Genomic DNA, 16,229 nt, shown 5'->3' with positions numbered 1-16,229 from the left:
CACTACGCTATATCTGTCAACCTACTTATCTTCCCATCCTCTGAAAACTCAAAAACAGACTTGCCTTTTAAGGTGATCTCATCACCTTTTTTCAACCCATTCGGAAAATCCATTGCCGCGATAGCTTTGTAACTAATTACGATCTCAGTAGAATTGTATTTATGAGTCATCGTCTCGATGGACTGCTCTCTTTTAGTGAAATAGGAGAGAGCTTCGATGGCTTGTTTCTTGAATTCTTCAATTCCCCGCAATTCCATAGTGTTTTCGCCGTTCATGACGTTTAGGAAAATGATTTCATCAGCAAAATTTGCAGTCATATTTTCCAGATCCATCTGATTATAAGCCTCCACATATCGGAAAACCATTTCCGTTCTTTCATTTAAGAAGGATGCGCTTGTAAGTTTTGGTATTTGATTTTCCATTTAATTGCTAATTGATGAATGCTTTATTTCTCTTTGAGGTTGCCTGTTTAAAATCTGAAAATACAGATGCGAGGAGAAAGCGCGCATTAGGTTGCCATTTTGGGTTGCGAATCTTTTTCATCAGTTTCATTAAATTTTTTTAATTGTCAATTCATTTCTACGTTACTATTGTATCTTATTCACAATAGATAAATTATAACATCTCAAATTGCTTCATCTTAAAACGGATACAAGAGGTTCATGACAGCAATTATTTCTTTATTATATAAGTGTTTTTATTGCCAGACCTGCTTTCGATTTTGACAATATCATCTGCTTTTAAATTTCTCATGACCCCCGCAATTTCGCTTGTTGTGATTGTATCCTTAGGTATTACTTTTAGTCTTTCCAATTCTTCTTTAATCTGTTGTGATCCCTTTCCAACCGATAAGAAGCCAGTTAATATAATATTTACTCGTATTTCCTTTGTAAGCTTTATTGCTTTAAGCCGTTCTTTGGGAAGTTCCTTAGCGGATTGCATTTTTATTTCCGCTTGAGTTAGAGTGGCTAAAGGATACTTTACAGCTTTTCCGTATTCTACATAATAATCTATATTCGTAACTTGCCCTTTTTCTATTCCTACCAATGTATTGATTGGAATTTCAGTCATTTCTTGAACGTCATTGAGGGTATATCCTTCATTTATTCTTTGCTCCCGCAAATTTTTTCCAATAAATATTCTGTATTCCGGAGATTTTATCCGTTCCGATTTCTTCTCTTTCTCCATGTTTTTTTGCTGATATTTATTAATTAATTAATGTATAATTTGCATTTGTTGATTTGTCTTTTTATATTTGTTTAAGTTATTGTTAAAGCGACTTTTAAACAAGGATTAATTCCTGTGTAACGATGTCTCTCGTCTGAGAAAACCGGCAAATTTTACCTGCGAGAAGACTGCGAGTTCGCCAATTTCTATCGGATTATTTTTTATCTTTACGATATTATATAGCCGATGGGGCGAACTTTGTATCAGTCTTTTTGGAGGTAAAGTAGATAAATCTCGAGTAGGTTAAACTACGAGGGTTTCCTGCCGGTTTCCCTCAGCCAGAAAGCAGCAAGGTTCGCCCATTGGTTTATAAAAAACTAATTGATCTCCTTTGCGGCACTCTAGACATCGTTTGATAACCAAAATGAATGATTATGAAACGATTAGACCCCCCAAAAAACACCACACGTTACCTCCAGGAGGTAAACCATTGGTTTTCACACACTATTCCCATAAAGAACGTTATTCGTTCGCCTGGATAGATTATTTAAATCACTAAAAACCAAAACAGGAGAGGGCTGCTATCGCAGGTTTGTAATATGCCGATAGGATACAAATAAGTACTCCCTTGTCCGAGGTTTTCCGATCTGTCTGTATACAACATCCCTTTTTGATCTGGTTAATAATAAAGTTAATTGCTCTATCGAGCCTGAACAACTTAAAATTAGCGTTTAATTTTTATTTTGCCAAATAAATAAAGAAATTTGTGTATAGTTTTTCTATAAAATACAGGTCGGTTTTTTATCTTTCCCGACAGGAAGCGCCATAATACCCCCCTAACCAATGCTTTGTAATTGTTTTGAGGTGCTTTGCGGGATTTTGTTTATTCTTAATTTGTGACACCAGCAAGGACTAAGAATTCCCTGCAATGACACCTCTTTGGAATGCAAAATTTTTTGCAATAGGGGAAGGTATGTCCGATTCAAACGAAAGGACATTGCCAAAGTCATCTTTATGAACCTTAAAAATGAATCAAAAATATTCAAATGTGCTAGCTTTAGAACTAGCCATATACCAAGTACACGATCAAGATTATGATCCCACGGATAAGATCGTTTATTTTTGGAAAAAGTATGATATCCGTACCATTCAGAATACCATTTCTTTATTACTTAAGAAATCAGCAGACCGTTGGCCCAATGAAAATGTATTAGAACTCTGCCAAAAGCAGGTTTTCGGTTTCGATCTATTAGCTGTACTGATTGCTTATTTCCACGTGCATAAAGATTATGTGGACATGAGCAAATTAGATTTTTCAAACGCTGAGACAACAGGTTTTAGCCTGGATGAGCTGGAGATCACCAAGCGGATCCACGAATTCTTTGGACGAATAGTAGACTAACCTTAACAATAAGCAGATGACAAACAGATCAAATCTGATGTCTGCCTTATTGGATAAGGTAGCATATCTGGCGTCCTTAAACGGCGCTGAAAAAAATAATTTAAAAAAAGTTCAATTCGAATGGGGTAAAAATTACCTTTTCAATTGTATAGTATATAGCTTGAGGCAGATGATGTCGGCATGTACCCCTGTACCGACGCCGAGGAGCCTAAAGGGTGTGATACAGTTATCGCTGAATCTATACTTTTTAATTTTCAATGCTATTATTTGTCTTTCAAAGGCATTGAAGAACAAACATGCCCTGCTTATTCTGGCATGTTTGTTTCATATGTTTAGTTTATCGGCTCAGACGCCCCGCAAGGACAGCGGGGCCGATGGGCTCTTAAAAATTGCACCTCTAAAAATTGGTGATCAGATCCCTCAAGAATTATGGGATCTGGTATTCAATACCATGTATGATCCGTCAGGTTCACAAGAGCTGCAATTGCGAGAGCTGAAAAGCAAAAAGCTGATTATATTGGATTTTTGGGCTACCTGGTGTGGATCCTGTATCGGATCAATTAAAAAGTACATGGCTTCTGACGCCTACAAAGATAACGATATTGCTTTTATAGGTGTTACTTATCAAGATAATGCCGAGGTTAGCAAATTCAATAACCGTTTCGTACTCAATTTTCCTACAATCGTAGCGGATAAGATCCTAAAAAAGTATTTTCCACATCGCATCCTTCCTCATATTGTTGTTTTAAAAGATAATAAGGTATTGGCAATTGCGCAGCCGGAGATACTCCATCAGCAAACAATGCAGACGCTAAAAGATGGTACCTATGGAAAGGAGTTGGTTAAAGCTGATATTCTTGATTATGACCCCAAAAAGGAGATCGCAGAGCAGGGTAATATAGCCTTTCAAAATGCAACGCTTGCCCGTATTACTGTGCTGGGCCCGATAGTAGGGCTGCATGGGATTACCTCGTATAAAAAGAATGAACAAAACCAACGTATTCTGATTACGAATAAAAGCCTTCAGCTGGCCATGTATGAGCTGCTCGATAGCTATTGGCACAATCGTATTTTTCTTGATGTGAAAAATGAAAATCAATTTAATTACTATGGTCAAGAGCAGGAGCTCCCGCTAAATCAATGGCTCGCAAAATATGCGGTTGGTGTAGAGTCTGTGGCTCCACTGGCGATGCGAAAGTCCGAAATGAAAAAAAATGCGATGATCGCCTTGCTCAATGCAAAAGGCTATGATTTCCAGATGACGGTGCGTGAAGTGCTTTGCAGGGTGATCCATCCTACACGACGAAATAAAACGAAAGAAAATAAAGGCAGTAAGCTGTCTTTTTCAGACTTAGTGCGTCAGCTTAATTATCAGCCGATAGATAAGCCAAGAGGACCAATTTATACAATAGGAAGTACCATAAGATCACAAGATAGTGTGTCTATTGATGAGGCTAGGCTGCAGGAGCCTGGTTATCTGCTCAAGGCTCTGGCGGAGTCTGGCTATGAATTGAAACAGGAATTGCGCAAGCAGCCCATTATTCAGGTAACGGAAAGGAGGGGATTATGAGAATCACATTCTTATTTATATGGATACTATGTACCTTAACAAAAGTAAGTAGTCAAACAATTCGCATTCGTGTTGTCGACCAACAATCTGCTGCTCCCATAAGTGAAGTAAGTGTATCAGGGAAAGACTTTATTGGGAAAACGGATATGGATGGGTATCTCAGCTTGCCCACAACTGTAAAGGTTGACAGCTTGGTGTTTTCTCATCTAAACTATGTAAAGCGAGTACTTTCGCTTGCACAGGTACAGAATGGCAATATAGTCGATCTCAAAAAGTTGGACAATGTGCTTGAGGAGGTTGTCATCAACACTGGATATCAAAAGATAGAACAGCGTATATCAACCGGGGCGGTAGATAAAATAGCGCTTGACCGTACGCAGGATATTTTTGGAACCAATATTTTTCAAAAATTGGAAGGCAACTCTCCAATCTTGTTCGATAAGGGATCTGATCGGCGGGCGATGACTATTCGTGGGCTTAGCAGCATTAACAATAGTAATCTGCCATTGATTGTCTTGGATAACTTCCCTTTTGAGGGTGACCTCAATTGGATCAATCCAGAGGATATTGCAGATATCACCATCTTGAAGGATGCTGCGGCTGCAGCGATATGGGGTGCGCGAGCAGGGAACGGTGTCGTTGTCATTACCACAAAAAAAGGCCGTTACAAGATGGCCAACAAAATAAATCTGACAAGTGCTATACAGTTTCAGAGCAAGCCTGATCTATATTATCCTAATCAAATATCTTCGTCGGGCCTGATCGATCTCGAACGCTTCTTATTTGAGAAGGGATATTACAAAAATAATGAAAACTCCTATACGATGCCTTATCTATCTCCTGTGGTAGAGCGCCTGATTGCCATTCGTGATGGCCTTGGGAATGCCGCAGATCATGAGCGGGAGATCGAAAGACTTCGGACACTGGATGTCAGAGATGATTATGCGCGCTATATGTATGGCACGTCAGTAAATCAAAATCATAATTTGAGTTTTGAAGGTGGTGCTAGTCAGTTGCGCTATCAACTATCGGCTCGTCTGGACGATAATGTCGGTACATTGAATGAAAAGTCCAAGCGAAGCCTGTTGCGTAGTTTTGTGGAAATAGAATTGCATCCGCGGATCAAAATCTCTTCCGATATCCAATATGTCAACGAAAGGGCGACCTCGGGAAAGAAAGCTTATAGTGCTATTGGCACCAGGCCTTATATCATGTTGGCCGACACCGATGGGAGCGCCCTACGGCATGCGGACTATCGGGTTGGCTATCTCGATACTGTCGGTAGTGGGCTGATGAAAGATTGGTTTGAATATCCTCTAAACGAATACCAAAAGCAACGCAGCACGATACTATCCAATATGGTATTGGCCAATTTGGGCGCTGATATTAAGCTGGCAGATGGGCTCAATCTACAGGGTAGCTACAGGTATCAATACATATCAACGGAGAATAAGTCTACGTACGATGCGGACAGCTATATGGTGCGTGATCTGATAAACCGCTATACACAGATTGACTATAAAAACGGTACGGCCTCTTCCGGGATTCCCAACGGTGGGATAATAGATCAGGCTATGGGATCAAAAAAGTCATATGACCTTCGGGCTGGATTGTCATATCGTAAAGAATGGCGCGATTTTTTGGTGACAGCATTGCTTGGCGCCGAATGGCGTAACACGACGAATGAAAATGTGACCAATAGGTTTTACGGATTTGACCCCAATACGTATACGCTCGCTAAGGTAGATTATTTAAATCCATATCGGCATTTTATCAATAAGTCAACTATTTATCTGCCTTATAACGATGGTAAAACTTTGCGGACCGATCGCTTTATGTCGCAATATGCGAATGCTTCGATTGCTTACAAAAGCAGGTATATCCTCACAGGAAGTGTGCGCCGTGATGCCTCCAACCTATTTGGTGTGGAGACTAATGAACGCTGGCAGCCGCTCTGGTCTGCAGGATATAAGTGGAATTTGTCGGACGAGCAATTCTTTGGGGTAGGTTGGATCAATTCGTTGAGCCTCCGTGGTTCTTATGGTGTGAGCGGAAATGTGGATCAGTCTCGTTCGGCGATCACGACGATACGCTATATGAAACCAGATCAGTATACCAATCTGCCACGGGCTATTATAGGACAATATAGTAATCCCAACTTACGCTGGGAACGCAATACAACATGGAACACAGGTCTTGACTTTGCTATCTTCGGTAACAAACTGAGTGGCTCGCTGGATTATTACGTCAAATGGGGCGATGACCTATTTGGAACTGCTCCGGTTGACTATACGGCTATTCCAAGCAAAGGTGTCATGCGCAATATAGCGGCAATGAAAGGTGAGGGGCTAGATATCCGACTAAATGCCAATATTCCTTTCGGCAATAAATTGTCTTTCAGCCCACAGTTGATGGTTAACGTAAACAGCAGCAAGGTCACTGACTACCATTTTGAAGGTGACTATGCCTATCAGTTTTTAAGCAATGGCTCTTCTGTCAACGGTCAGATAGGCTATCCGGTGTATTCTATCCTGGCTTACAAATGGCTTGGGCTCGATGGGGATGGTAATCCACTTGGAGAACTTGCAGGGGAGGTTTCAATAGATTATCAGCAGATAAGATTGCAGGACAAGTCTGTATTGGAATATAAGGGATCAGTGGTACCCAAATATTCAGGTTATTTTAATCCAGCTTTAACAATTGGCAATTTTGATGTTTCCGCTAGTTTACTGTATAAATTTGGACATGTATTCCGGCGGAGGTCACTCAATTATGGTGAATTGATTGCTATGGCCGCCTTGGGAGCGGGAAGTGGGGATTTTGAAAAGCGATGGAAAGTAGCAGGAGATGAATACAAAACCGATATTCCAGCATTCCTTTATCCAAATGACAGTCAGCGCAATTCATTCTATGAAAACTCGTCGGTATTGGTTGAAAGTGCAAGTCACATTAGGCTACAAAATGTTAGCCTCGCTTACAGATTTTCGGTGAAAAACAAGTTTTCGGGGCGGCTATTCTGTAATGCTACCAACTTAGGGCTTATCTGGAAAAAGAATAAAAAAGGTATCGACCCGGATTACTTTGAACAGCTAAAGCCGCAGAAGCTACTGGCAGTAGGTGTAAGATTAACTTATTAATACGACAATGATGAAAACATTATATTTTATATTGGGTTTGTTGTTTTGTGTACAGATCCTATCATGCAATAAATTTCTGGATGAAAAAGTAGACGCAAACTTAAAGGAAGCTGACAATCTGGATGATCTGGATGCGCTATTGAATAGCACCCAAGTCATGAATTACTATGTTATGGGGCTGGGTGAGGCTTCGGCTGACAATTATTATCTGGATAAAGCCAGCTGGGAATCTATGGATATCGTCGACCGGGAGATTTATGGTTGGGGCCCTGAAATCTTTTTTCAAAACTCGCTAAGCGCATGGTTGGATTATTACAAGACCATTTATTATAGTAATCATGTGCTGACTAGGTTGAATAAAATAACGGCTTGGTCTGTACAAAACAAGCGGGCAGAAGAAGTTAAAGGAAAGGCCTATTTCTTTCGTGCTTTTGGCTTTTACAAATTAGTGGGGTTATTTTCAAAAGCTTATGATAAGGAAGGGGCAGCAACAGATCTGGGCATTCCTTTGCGCTTGACAGATGATTTTAATGTCCCATCCGAGCGGGCTTCGGCCAAAGTCTGTTATCAGCAGATTTTAGATGACCTATATATGGCCGAAAAGCTATTGCCGATAGAACAGAGCAATCGGCATCTACCTTCTGTTCAGGCTGCGTATGTCTTGCTTTCCTCCATTTATCAGCATATGCAAGATTTTGAAAAGTCACTTGACTACGCCAAAAAAGCACTCTCCATCAATAGCAAACTAAAAGATATGAAGACCTACAAGGCAACAGAGCGCTATCCATTTATCGGCTCTGAAGAGGAAATTGTCTTTATAGTAGCCGGAGGTGCTTATACTTTGCTTGATAAAAAATATTGCAAGATTGATACAACACTGTATGCATCTTATAGTCAGCATGATCTTCGCAAAAAGCTGTTTTTTGAAATAAATAAAGATGGAAGCTATTATTTTAAAGGCTCGTACGTAGGCTCGCGGGGACTATTTATGGGCTTGACCATTGCAGACGCTTATTTAAATGCCATTGAAGCATTAGTTCGATTAAATAAGGTAGAAGAAGCCAAAGAATATCTCGCTGTATTTCTAAAAAACAGGTATGCCGAAGGATATGTACCTACACTCGCTGAAAAAAGTCAGCATGAATTGCTTAAACTTACGCTCGATGAGAGGCGCAAAGAATTCATCATGCGCGATTCAAGGTGGTCGGATATCAAGCGATTGAATAAGATTGATCAGGAAACGATTATTCCGATGCGGGATGTAGGAGGGAAAAAAGTGTCTTTGCAGCGGAATGATAACCGCTATGCGCTGCCGCTTCCTGCTGAGATTATCGAAATTACGGGGATGCCGCAAAATCCGAGATAGAACAAAAGAGCCGGGCAATTTTTATTACCCGGCTCTTGCGTTTAAAATGCTGTTCTTAACGTTCTGTCGTAATCATCTGGATTATCGCTCACGTTACCATGCGATAGTGCTGGCTGCGAACTATTCGATGGATTTGCGGTATCCTGAATTTCACAGACAATTGGACCAGAACCACATGTGACGTCCTCGTCAGGTTTAGTAAGCGCATAGTTGGCTGGATTGTTAATATCAGCCGGATTGGTACTGTTTAATTGATAGTACCAGGTCATTTCTGTCAACTGATTTTGACTGTTAACAATTTCAGACTTTTTATCTTCTGGTTGGTTCATTGCTTTAACAACGAAAAATGCTCCTACAAATAGTGCGAATAATGTGGCGACAAGTAGTCGCGTATTTTTTAATGTAATCATAATTTTCTCTGCACTTAGTGCTTTTAATAAATAATTGAGCTATGTGACAAGTTTATATTTTTGGCTCTTCGAACTTGTCATCACGAAGCTTTCTCCTATTTGGCTACCAAATTCCTAGAAATTGGCTAACCTTGATACTCGGGAAGAGGGCAAATTTTCTTTTGTATTGTTTCATAATTTTGTTTTTAATGGGGCATTTCGGATAGCGTTTTACCGGTACATGTTACTTTCTTCGATTAAGTTGAATGGCATTGATCTGCTATATCCGACCTGCTATTACAAAGTTCTAAAGCAATACGCGTTATATTTTGGTATTTGGAGCACTATGATTTGTATGCTGAAATCCAAAATATTGGTATTCAAAAATCAAAAAATTGGAGCCCTAATACTCCCTGTCCCTGAATATCCGGCGCAACAGTTCCATGCTGATGCCCATAAACTTTGCGAGCTCCTTTTGTGTAATATGCGAAAGTATGTCGGGGTATTTATTAAAGATAAAATCATATTTATCTTGATTATGGAGCGACAAAAGCTTGTGCCTGTAATCGAGATAGCTCTGCTGCCTTTCCTTAAGGTTGGCGTAGAGGTAAAAAACTTTGGGATTGCGATCATTAATCTCCTCCAATTGTTTGAGGGAGGTGCGATAGGCGCGGCAATCGCTCAGGGCGGTAAATTGATAAGCGTGCCGATGGTTGGGGATCATCAGCGATTCGCCAGCAATGGCATAGCGTACAGGACAGGTTTTCTCATACTTACCAAAGATCCCATCCACAATTAGATACAGATCGCCCCAGTCATTGATCAGCTGCTCACTCCTGATAAATCGTTCTTCTTCAAATACGGCTGACAGCTCAGGGATTTCATTTTGCCATTGCGGATGAATATCCCCAAAAAAGGGATCGAGTAGGTCTTCTTTACTTTTTTTCATTGTTTAGTTTATGTTGGCATTTTATCATAAAAAAGGAACATGCAATTTAAACATTTGATTAATTATTTATTATTTGAGGGATAGATGACCTATTTGAGGGGTGAACAGCATATAGTAGGGGTGATTGGTATTTTAAACCCTTGTCGTCATCAACTTTTCAGTTCAGTGCCGTTTTTTTGCTCTATTTCCCCCGACTTGCTTTTTTCCCGTTGCTTGTTGCAAATTTGTTTATCAGCTGATCATTGATAAATATATCGTACGATAGAGCAGGATAGATTCGACCTGCATCTTTCGAGTCAACAAAATGAATTTAACATGGAAAATGAATTGCAGACAACAGTAACTGATCTTTTCGCCGGGTACACAGTTTTTGAGATCGTGGGTGAAGACCCGATATTGGGCGATCTGGAAGATGATAAGTGTTGGCCAGGATCTTTATAGGCCTTAATCGTTAAACAATGGCGTCAGGTGATTCTAAATCACCTGGGCCATATTAAACTAAAACTGCATGAACAATCAAAAAAAAGAAGAATTGCAATGTCTGCTGTGGATGGCTAATGTACAAGGCTTTTATCCGGATAAGTCTGCGGTCGAACTGGAGGCCGGTTATCAACGGTGGAAAGATCATCGCCAACGGTTTGCCCTAATGAATCGAGATTTTCCTTTTGAAAATATCCTGCATCAATCTCCTAACGTTGAGCTAGCCTCTTTACCCGGCAGCATCGTATTTACATTTCATTATGGCCCATATCGCCTTTTGCCACGTTCTCTGGTCGCTGCTGGGTACCGACTTACCATAGTCGTCTCGGCTTCAGTGCTGGACAGAGAGCGTACGCGATATGCACTTGATCTCGCTGCTATGGGCTTGCCAGCCGATAGGCTCGAATGTCTGGAAGCGAGTAACGCAATGGTCATACGCAAGATACTTCAGGCCATTTCCAAGAGTCGACTGATCCTAGTATTCTTAGATGCGAATGAATCAGCCGGTAACAACGGAAGTAACAGGGAGCATGGCCGACTTCGAGTCTCTTTCGGTGCAAGCTACTTTTATTGGCGTAGTAACCTACTCAAGCTTGCACATCGAATAGGACTACCTGTATACGCCATTCATCTAAGTCCAAAACTTCATCATACCGGACCAACCTGGCAAGTCGGTGATCCGCTCACCGTCTTAACACCTGCGGACAAGAATAATCCGATGGCGCTCTTAAATGCCTTTACCAAACTGCAGGAATACTTTCATGCAATGATGCAGCAGGATTGGACAGCCTGGGAAAACTGGGGTCTGATGCACCATTATAAGGGATTTGACCAGCGGGCTGGTATTGATGCAAGGTGTCAGGGCAGCTATATGGTTCCTTTTTCCTTTGCGGATAAAGGTTATCTATTTGATTTGTCACGAAAGCTTTTCTATGAAATTATTGCTAATAAAGATAATATTAGTTAATTTGGGTTAATAACTTGACCAATTCAGATATGAAAGCTTTATCACTAAACCTTACTTTTTTTAATAATAAATTGCGTTATAGATACTTAGTCGGAGTCACATTGTTTGGCTTACTGTTGGGGATCCTATTCAAAAATTTATGGCTAAATCACCCACTAAACATTTTTATACTGTTCATAATTCCATATGTATTTTATTTTAGTGTCAGTTTTATAATTTTCCATATCATACGATTGCAGAAATATCGACTCTGGTTTGTACTGGTGCCCGGAGTTGTACTGATTGTAATGGTTTATCCCATCGTAAAATGGTACTATTATAGTTTTCTGACTGTACATGGCGTGGTGTTCTATTTCCCCTGGACGGATGGGGATGCGCAAAAGCTATTTATTAAAATCGTTCGTGGGCTTGCATTTGTGTTGCTTTTCCTCTCGCTCGATACTGTTTTGTGGCAGAAGAGAGAGAAAATAATGAAAATAGATGAACTTCAGCTCGCCGTAAAAGATATTGCTGATCATGCGCTGCTGTCTGGACATTTTTTGTTTAAACTTTATCAGTTTGCAGCGAAGAAGAAAATTGTTTTTGATCTTAAAGTGCTGGATTTCTTTCAATACGTTATCAATAAAATTGCCGCACATAATCCTAGGGTAGGTTTGATTGAGGAATGGGAATATCTGAAACAATTGATGGGTATGTGCACACATCGGACCATAGAGATCAAAGGCGAGGAGCTTGTCCCAAGTCATATTTGGAACAGGTCTGTCCCTGCACTTTCGCTGATGACTTGGATTGAAAATGCGGTTTCCTACAGCCCGATTGGTAGAGCTATTCCTATTGTTATAGAGTGGATCCGAGAGAAGGATGCCACCATTTTTATGGTACGCAATCGGATTGCGAGCGAAAATAAGAACAAAGGAACTGGCAAGGGACTAGAACTGGTCAATCGTCTTTTTGAACCTTTGAAAGAAGACCGCGTAAATCTTGCGTATCGGATTGAGGAGGAAAAGTATTTTGTGGTGGAGTTAAAATTTATGAATTAATTATGCCTAAATATAGTATTGTCGTGGTCGATGATGACAGAACGGACGCCAATCGGGTGGTAGAGCAGATCTTAAAATTAAAAGATATTCACAAAATAGGTGATTTTGAAGATATAAAGGTGTTTGAGGATGGAAAAGAGGCGCTCAACTACCTGATGCGCAATAAGGTCGATATACTCTTTTTAGATATACAGATGCCTGCGCTTTCGGGATTTGAGCTCTACAAGATCTTGCCGCAGCACATGCGACCTGCGCTGGTCTTTGTCACGGCTTATGTTGAATTCGCCCTCGATAGCTACAAATTGGATGCCTGCGATTACCTCATGAAAAATGTCAGCTTTGAAGCTGTATTCTTGGCATTGAATAAATGCCTTAAACGACTAGGTATGCCAATTATAATTGCTCCAGAAGTACAGCGCCAATACTATGTGTATGAAGTGAAAGACTCCCGTAGTAAACGAGTCTTGCACTACCAAGATATTATCTATATCCAGAGCATAGACAACTATGTGGAGATCGTGACCCGCAACGAGCGGCTGATCTGCAGAATCACCATGGAGGAGATCGAAGAAAATATGCCCCTTTCTTATTATGCGCGTATCCATCGGGGATACATTGTCAACTTTAAATTTGTCAAAGATATTGATGGTGCCAAGCTGTGGCTCACCGAAGGTGAAAAAGTTAGCCTTCCGATCAGTCGGTCGCGCCGGAAAAATATTGCAGGAATGAGGAAACCAGCTGAATAACCCGTCTTTTATAAACCCTAAATATATATGTATGCGTAAAAATCAGTACCTCAGGGGCTTTTCCATAAGCCCCGGGCAGTCCCATGCCCACAAATTGATCTTGCTGGAACTATTGGCGGTAAAGCGCCAGCTGGCGAATTATCTAGCCCTACGGGAGCAGCTAGAAGCAGAGAATGTCATACTTCGCGATGCGGAATATGTCAAAGCACATGTCGGCATCTCCACCGAGACACTCTATCGCTTGCAGCGGGATGGTTATATCTGCGTAGCCAAACGTGAGCGCAACAAACGCTACTACCGGGATGTGGATGTAGATCGCTTGCGCAATAGCTACCGCGGTCTATAGTACCGCTCGATCAATTGATTTTTACCTGTACGCGGATTACTTTCTTCGGGCGTCTCTCTTACTGGAGAGACGTTTTTTATTTATTTTTTTCCATCACATAGTTTGTCAGCTCCACACCGTTTCGGCTGACCTGTTGCGCACGGATCACCCGATATCCGCGGCGCTCGAAAAAGGGCTTTGCCGTAATCGAAGCGTGGGTGGTGAATTGATCGATCTCGATCGCATTTTCCAACGCATTGCATAGCGTAGTGGCAATACCCTGTCCTTGATAGTCTTTGTGCACATAAAGTCGGTCGATGTAGCCTTTGGTAGTGATATCGCCAAATCCGACTATTCCATTATTCAAGACTGCAACGAGGGTAAAGTGGGCCAAAAAGGATTCGTTCCAGGCAACCAGATCAAGCTTGCCTGTCGCCCATACATCCAGCTGCTCCTTACTGTAGTCTGCTGCATTGACCGTATGCACTGTATCATAAAATAGCTGGCTGATCTGTGTCAGATCAGAGGGAAGGTATCGTCTTATTTCCATTTTTCAATTTTAAGGGTTTCAAAGCTACCATTATTCATCCGATTGCCCAACCTTCTTCGGACTTTCTCCTGACCAACTCCCAGCTCCGCGGCAGTCAGCATCGAATTGGCTTCGGGTATTCATCGGAATAAATTGCATCCCCACCCGAAGCCGGACCGCAAAAAATACGATTAAGGGTAGAAGTTAATCAATAAATGATCGAGAGATAATCAGGGGTTGAGAGCCTGTGAGTATCGACAAAATTAGTTTAAAAATGTAGTCTTTTTTGACCTTATTAGCATCACAAGGAAGTCTATTTTAAGTAGGGTCCGGTCTATTATCGGTCAAGTTTACGAAGCCTATCGGTCAGCAATCAGTCTACTGGTTTAGTCCTATTTGTTGTTGATTTAAAGTGTTTTATGTTTGCTATGTCAATCAGATGTACCGGTACGCAAAAGATTGATTTTTAACACATGGGAACTATTGTAAACGGAGCTAATGGAGGCTTTAAGGGTAAAGCCGGCTCCATAATCGGAAGTAGTTGGAAGAGTATCAACTACATTAAAGGGCTTTATAAAAAAAGATCAAAGCCCGCATCGGAAGCACAGATGATGCAACAGGAAAAATTCAAGACGCTGATGCGCTTTTTGCTTCCCATCAACTTCTTTTTGAAGATCGGCTTCGGCCGTAAAAATACAGAAAAATTGACACCGATCAATGCGGCATTTCAATTTAATCTGGACCGGGCAATCACGGGTGTTTATCCCAACTATTCGCTCGACTATGCAAAGATCAGCATCGCTGATGGTGGCTTGTATGGAGGCGGCTCGGTGGCTGTCGCCTACGATGCGGGTGAGCTGACGTTTACCTGGAGTACGGGTGATAGCGAGACTTTCGAAACCTTTGCGGATGATATGGTTTATGTGCTGGCTTACCACCCCGAGAAGGACGAGTTTATCTCAACACCGGCACCGAGTACACGAGCATTGGGTACGGTGACCTTCACGGTGCCTGAGCACTTGGCCACGGGTAGTGTACATACTTGGCTGTTTTTGTCCAACCGATCGAAAACCAAGGTATCCAAAAGTGTGTATCTGGGCGAGATACAGCTAATCTAATTTAGATAGGGGCTGAGCTGATGTGGCTCAGCCTATTTATACGCTATATTATGACTAAAAGAACAGCAAGTCCTGCTCAGCTGCGTGTACGGGCTGCATTTAAGGTCGGACAGGCCTTTTTGGTACCCTTAAATGGATTGATCAGAAAAGGATATGCCGAAACAGCGAAACGAAAAAGATCTCTGCCTGCCGGGCTGGCGCTGGGCTATACACTTCAGGTAGCAATAAAGCACGAAGCAGAGGGGCCAGTGGTGGATCCCTCGTTAGTACGCTTAAGTGATGGTGCGCTGCCCGGAGTCAGTGTGCCCGAACTGAGACGGTATGCCGATCGTATTGAGCTAATACACGACAATGGTAACGCGGGGTTATTAACAGCGGACGATCGGCTGACCCTCTGCGCCTATCAGGTTGAAAAAGGCTATGCCTTTGTCAATGAGCAGATCTGGCAACGTCGCGAAGGGAAAGTTATCGTTCCGATACCTGAAGGTTTTCGGGAGGATGGATTTCATCTCTATCTGTTGTTGTGCAACAGAAAGGGCACAAAGTATTCACGATCAAATTATTTGGGTTATTCAACAAAATGAATACAAAACATATCCTGCTGCTCCAACGGAAATATGGAGCAAATGGAACTAACGGTACCATCAGCTATCAAGGCGAAGAAATCTGCCATACCATCGAACTACCAGACCGAAATAACATCCCTCGGATCAGCTGCATCCCGATAGGTCAGTACAAACTGCAAAAGCGTCGTTACCCCAGACATGGGGAGCAAATCGGCATCCCGAATGTGCTGGGCCGTGAAGCCATACTGATCCATGCGGCTAACAATGCATTGCGGGAACTGCATGGCTGTATAGCCCCAGTTACAACCTTAACTGGTGAAGGGACTGGTGATTACAGTGGTAAGGCTTTAGCAAAACTTAAAGAACTGGTGTATAGTCTGTGGGATATGGGGGATGAAGTGTATTTGAATATTCGATAATTAGCAGATGAACGATCAATTGCTTTATTCCTTTGTGCAATTGCTATTGCCCAATGGCT

General features: G+C 41.6%; 16 protein-coding genes. 11 read left to right on the top strand and 5 right to left on the bottom strand.

The genetic code is table 11. The features are described 5' to 3' along the window. Positions 1-2 precede the first annotated feature (2 nt). Both ACK8HY_RS06270 and ACK8HY_RS06265 read right to left on the bottom strand, forming a co-directional pair. Positions 3-422, bottom strand: coding sequence for a nuclear transport factor 2 family protein (locus tag ACK8HY_RS06270; protein ID WP_416133115.1), 420 nt, complete (start codon positions 420-422; stop codon positions 3-5). A gap of 250 nt (positions 423-672) precedes the next feature. Beyond that, a complete protein-coding gene (locus ACK8HY_RS06265) occupies positions 673-1,188 on the bottom strand; it encodes a helix-turn-helix domain-containing protein (protein ID WP_416133114.1) in 516 nt (171 codons plus the stop codon). A gap of 1,006 nt (positions 1,189-2,194) precedes the next feature. Between ACK8HY_RS06265 and ACK8HY_RS06260 the strand changes: the two genes are divergently transcribed. Genes ACK8HY_RS06260 through ACK8HY_RS06245 form a run of 4 tightly spaced genes read left to right on the top strand, consistent with a single transcriptional unit; the run spans position 2,195 to position 8,642 of the window. After that, entirely contained in the window at positions 2,195-2,569 is a 375-nt protein-coding gene (locus ACK8HY_RS06260; RefSeq protein ID WP_416133113.1) for a hypothetical protein, read from the top strand. A gap of 16 nt (positions 2,570-2,585) precedes the next feature. Beyond that, positions 2,586-4,139 (top strand): TlpA family protein disulfide reductase, encoded by a 1,554-nt coding sequence (locus tag ACK8HY_RS06255; RefSeq protein WP_416133112.1) that lies wholly within the window; start codon positions 2,586-2,588, stop codon positions 4,137-4,139. Continuing rightward, the gene (locus ACK8HY_RS06250; protein ID WP_416133111.1) at positions 4,136-7,276 is read left to right on the top strand and encodes a SusC/RagA family TonB-linked outer membrane protein; all 3,141 of its coding nucleotides are present in this window, start codon (positions 4,136-4,138) and stop codon (positions 7,274-7,276) included. The genes ACK8HY_RS06255 and ACK8HY_RS06250 overlap by 4 nt, the downstream gene beginning before the upstream one ends. 7 nt (positions 7,277-7,283) lie before the next feature. Next, positions 7,284-8,642: a RagB/SusD family nutrient uptake outer membrane protein gene (locus ACK8HY_RS06245; RefSeq protein WP_416133110.1), complete on the top strand. Its 1,359-nt coding sequence runs from the start codon at positions 7,284-7,286 to the stop codon at positions 8,640-8,642. Positions 8,643-8,683: 41 nt separating this feature from the next. Here ACK8HY_RS06245 and ACK8HY_RS06240 read toward each other — a convergent pair whose 3' ends face one another. Both ACK8HY_RS06240 and ACK8HY_RS06235 read right to left on the bottom strand, forming a co-directional pair. After that, on the bottom strand, positions 8,684-9,052 hold the full coding sequence (locus tag ACK8HY_RS06240) for a hypothetical protein (RefSeq protein WP_416133109.1): 369 nt from the start codon (positions 9,050-9,052) through the stop codon (positions 8,684-8,686). Between the two features lie 382 nt (positions 9,053-9,434). Then, on the bottom strand, positions 9,435-9,980 hold the full coding sequence (locus ACK8HY_RS06235; protein WP_416133108.1) for a hypothetical protein: 546 nt from the start codon (positions 9,978-9,980) through the stop codon (positions 9,435-9,437). Between the two features lie 508 nt (positions 9,981-10,488). Between ACK8HY_RS06235 and ACK8HY_RS06230 the strand changes: the two genes are divergently transcribed. The 4 genes from ACK8HY_RS06230 to ACK8HY_RS06215 all read left to right on the top strand — a co-directional run bounded on the left by ACK8HY_RS06230 (position 10,489) and on the right by ACK8HY_RS06215 (position 13,559). After that, complete coding sequence (locus tag ACK8HY_RS06230) at positions 10,489-11,427, top strand: hypothetical protein (protein WP_416133107.1); 939 nt, start codon at positions 10,489-10,491, stop codon at positions 11,425-11,427. Between the two features lie 233 nt (positions 11,428-11,660). Continuing rightward, on the top strand, positions 11,661-12,467 hold the full coding sequence (locus tag ACK8HY_RS06225; protein ID WP_416133106.1) for a hypothetical protein: 807 nt from the start codon (positions 11,661-11,663) through the stop codon (positions 12,465-12,467). 2 nt (positions 12,468-12,469) lie between these two features. Next, entirely contained in the window at positions 12,470-13,213 is a 744-nt protein-coding gene (locus ACK8HY_RS06220; protein WP_286592301.1) for a LytR/AlgR family response regulator transcription factor, read from the top strand. Between the two features lie 31 nt (positions 13,214-13,244). After that, a complete protein-coding gene (locus tag ACK8HY_RS06215; RefSeq protein ID WP_416133105.1) occupies positions 13,245-13,559 on the top strand; it encodes a MerR family transcriptional regulator in 315 nt (104 codons plus the stop codon). 76 nt (positions 13,560-13,635) lie between these two features. Here the strand turns inward: ACK8HY_RS06215 and ACK8HY_RS06210 are convergent, their stop codons facing one another. Then, positions 13,636-14,088, bottom strand: a complete 453-nt coding sequence (locus tag ACK8HY_RS06210; protein ID WP_416133104.1) for a GNAT family N-acetyltransferase — start codon at positions 14,086-14,088, stop codon at positions 13,636-13,638. 452 nt (positions 14,089-14,540) lie between these two features. Between ACK8HY_RS06210 and ACK8HY_RS06205 the strand changes: the two genes are divergently transcribed. The 3 genes from ACK8HY_RS06205 to ACK8HY_RS06195 are packed head-to-tail and all read left to right on the top strand — an operon-like array spanning position 14,541 to position 16,170. Continuing rightward, a complete protein-coding gene (locus tag ACK8HY_RS06205; RefSeq protein ID WP_416133103.1) occupies positions 14,541-15,185 on the top strand; it encodes a DUF6266 family protein in 645 nt (214 codons plus the stop codon). A 50-nt stretch (positions 15,186-15,235) separates the two neighbouring features. Next, complete coding sequence (locus tag ACK8HY_RS06200) at positions 15,236-15,769, top strand: DUF6266 family protein (protein ID WP_416133102.1); 534 nt, start codon at positions 15,236-15,238, stop codon at positions 15,767-15,769. Then, entirely contained in the window at positions 15,766-16,170 is a 405-nt protein-coding gene (locus ACK8HY_RS06195; RefSeq protein WP_416133101.1) for a DUF5675 family protein, read from the top strand. Before ACK8HY_RS06200 ends, ACK8HY_RS06195 begins: the two co-directional genes overlap by 4 nt. Positions 16,171-16,229 lie beyond the last annotated feature (59 nt).

It is taken from the genome of Sphingobacterium sp. NGMCC 1.201703, assembly GCF_047784615.1.
GTDB lineage: Bacteria > Bacteroidota > Bacteroidia > Sphingobacteriales > Sphingobacteriaceae > Sphingobacterium.
This window is presented reverse-complemented; position numbering and strand designations above follow the sequence as displayed.

Coding starts and splice junctions, on each gene's coding strand:
- ACK8HY_RS06210 (WP_416133104.1), bottom strand. CDS start 14,088: ATGGAAATAAGACGATACCTTCCCTCTGATCTGACACAGATCAGCCAG.
- ACK8HY_RS06265 (WP_416133114.1), bottom strand. CDS start 1,188: ATGGAGAAAGAGAAGAAATCGGAACGGATAAAATCTCCGGAATACAGA.
- ACK8HY_RS06260 (WP_416133113.1), top strand. CDS start 2,195: ATGAATCAAAAATATTCAAATGTGCTAGCTTTAGAACTAGCCATATAC.
- ACK8HY_RS06255 (WP_416133112.1), top strand. CDS start 2,586: ATGACAAACAGATCAAATCTGATGTCTGCCTTATTGGATAAGGTAGCA.
- ACK8HY_RS06250 (WP_416133111.1), top strand. CDS start 4,136: ATGAGAATCACATTCTTATTTATATGGATACTATGTACCTTAACAAAA.
- ACK8HY_RS06200 (WP_416133102.1), top strand. CDS start 15,236: ATGACTAAAAGAACAGCAAGTCCTGCTCAGCTGCGTGTACGGGCTGCA.
- ACK8HY_RS06245 (WP_416133110.1), top strand. CDS start 7,284: ATGATGAAAACATTATATTTTATATTGGGTTTGTTGTTTTGTGTACAG.
- ACK8HY_RS06215 (WP_416133105.1), top strand. CDS start 13,245: ATGCGTAAAAATCAGTACCTCAGGGGCTTTTCCATAAGCCCCGGGCAG.
- ACK8HY_RS06195 (WP_416133101.1), top strand. CDS start 15,766: ATGAATACAAAACATATCCTGCTGCTCCAACGGAAATATGGAGCAAAT.
- ACK8HY_RS06205 (WP_416133103.1), top strand. CDS start 14,541: ATGGGAACTATTGTAAACGGAGCTAATGGAGGCTTTAAGGGTAAAGCC.
- ACK8HY_RS06240 (WP_416133109.1), bottom strand. CDS start 9,052: ATGATTACATTAAAAAATACGCGACTACTTGTCGCCACATTATTCGCA.
- ACK8HY_RS06270 (WP_416133115.1), bottom strand. CDS start 422: ATGGAAAATCAAATACCAAAACTTACAAGCGCATCCTTCTTAAATGAA.
- ACK8HY_RS06220 (WP_286592301.1), top strand. CDS start 12,470: ATGCCTAAATATAGTATTGTCGTGGTCGATGATGACAGAACGGACGCC.
- ACK8HY_RS06235 (WP_416133108.1), bottom strand. CDS start 9,980: ATGAAAAAAAGTAAAGAAGACCTACTCGATCCCTTTTTTGGGGATATT.
- ACK8HY_RS06230 (WP_416133107.1), top strand. CDS start 10,489: ATGAACAATCAAAAAAAAGAAGAATTGCAATGTCTGCTGTGGATGGCT.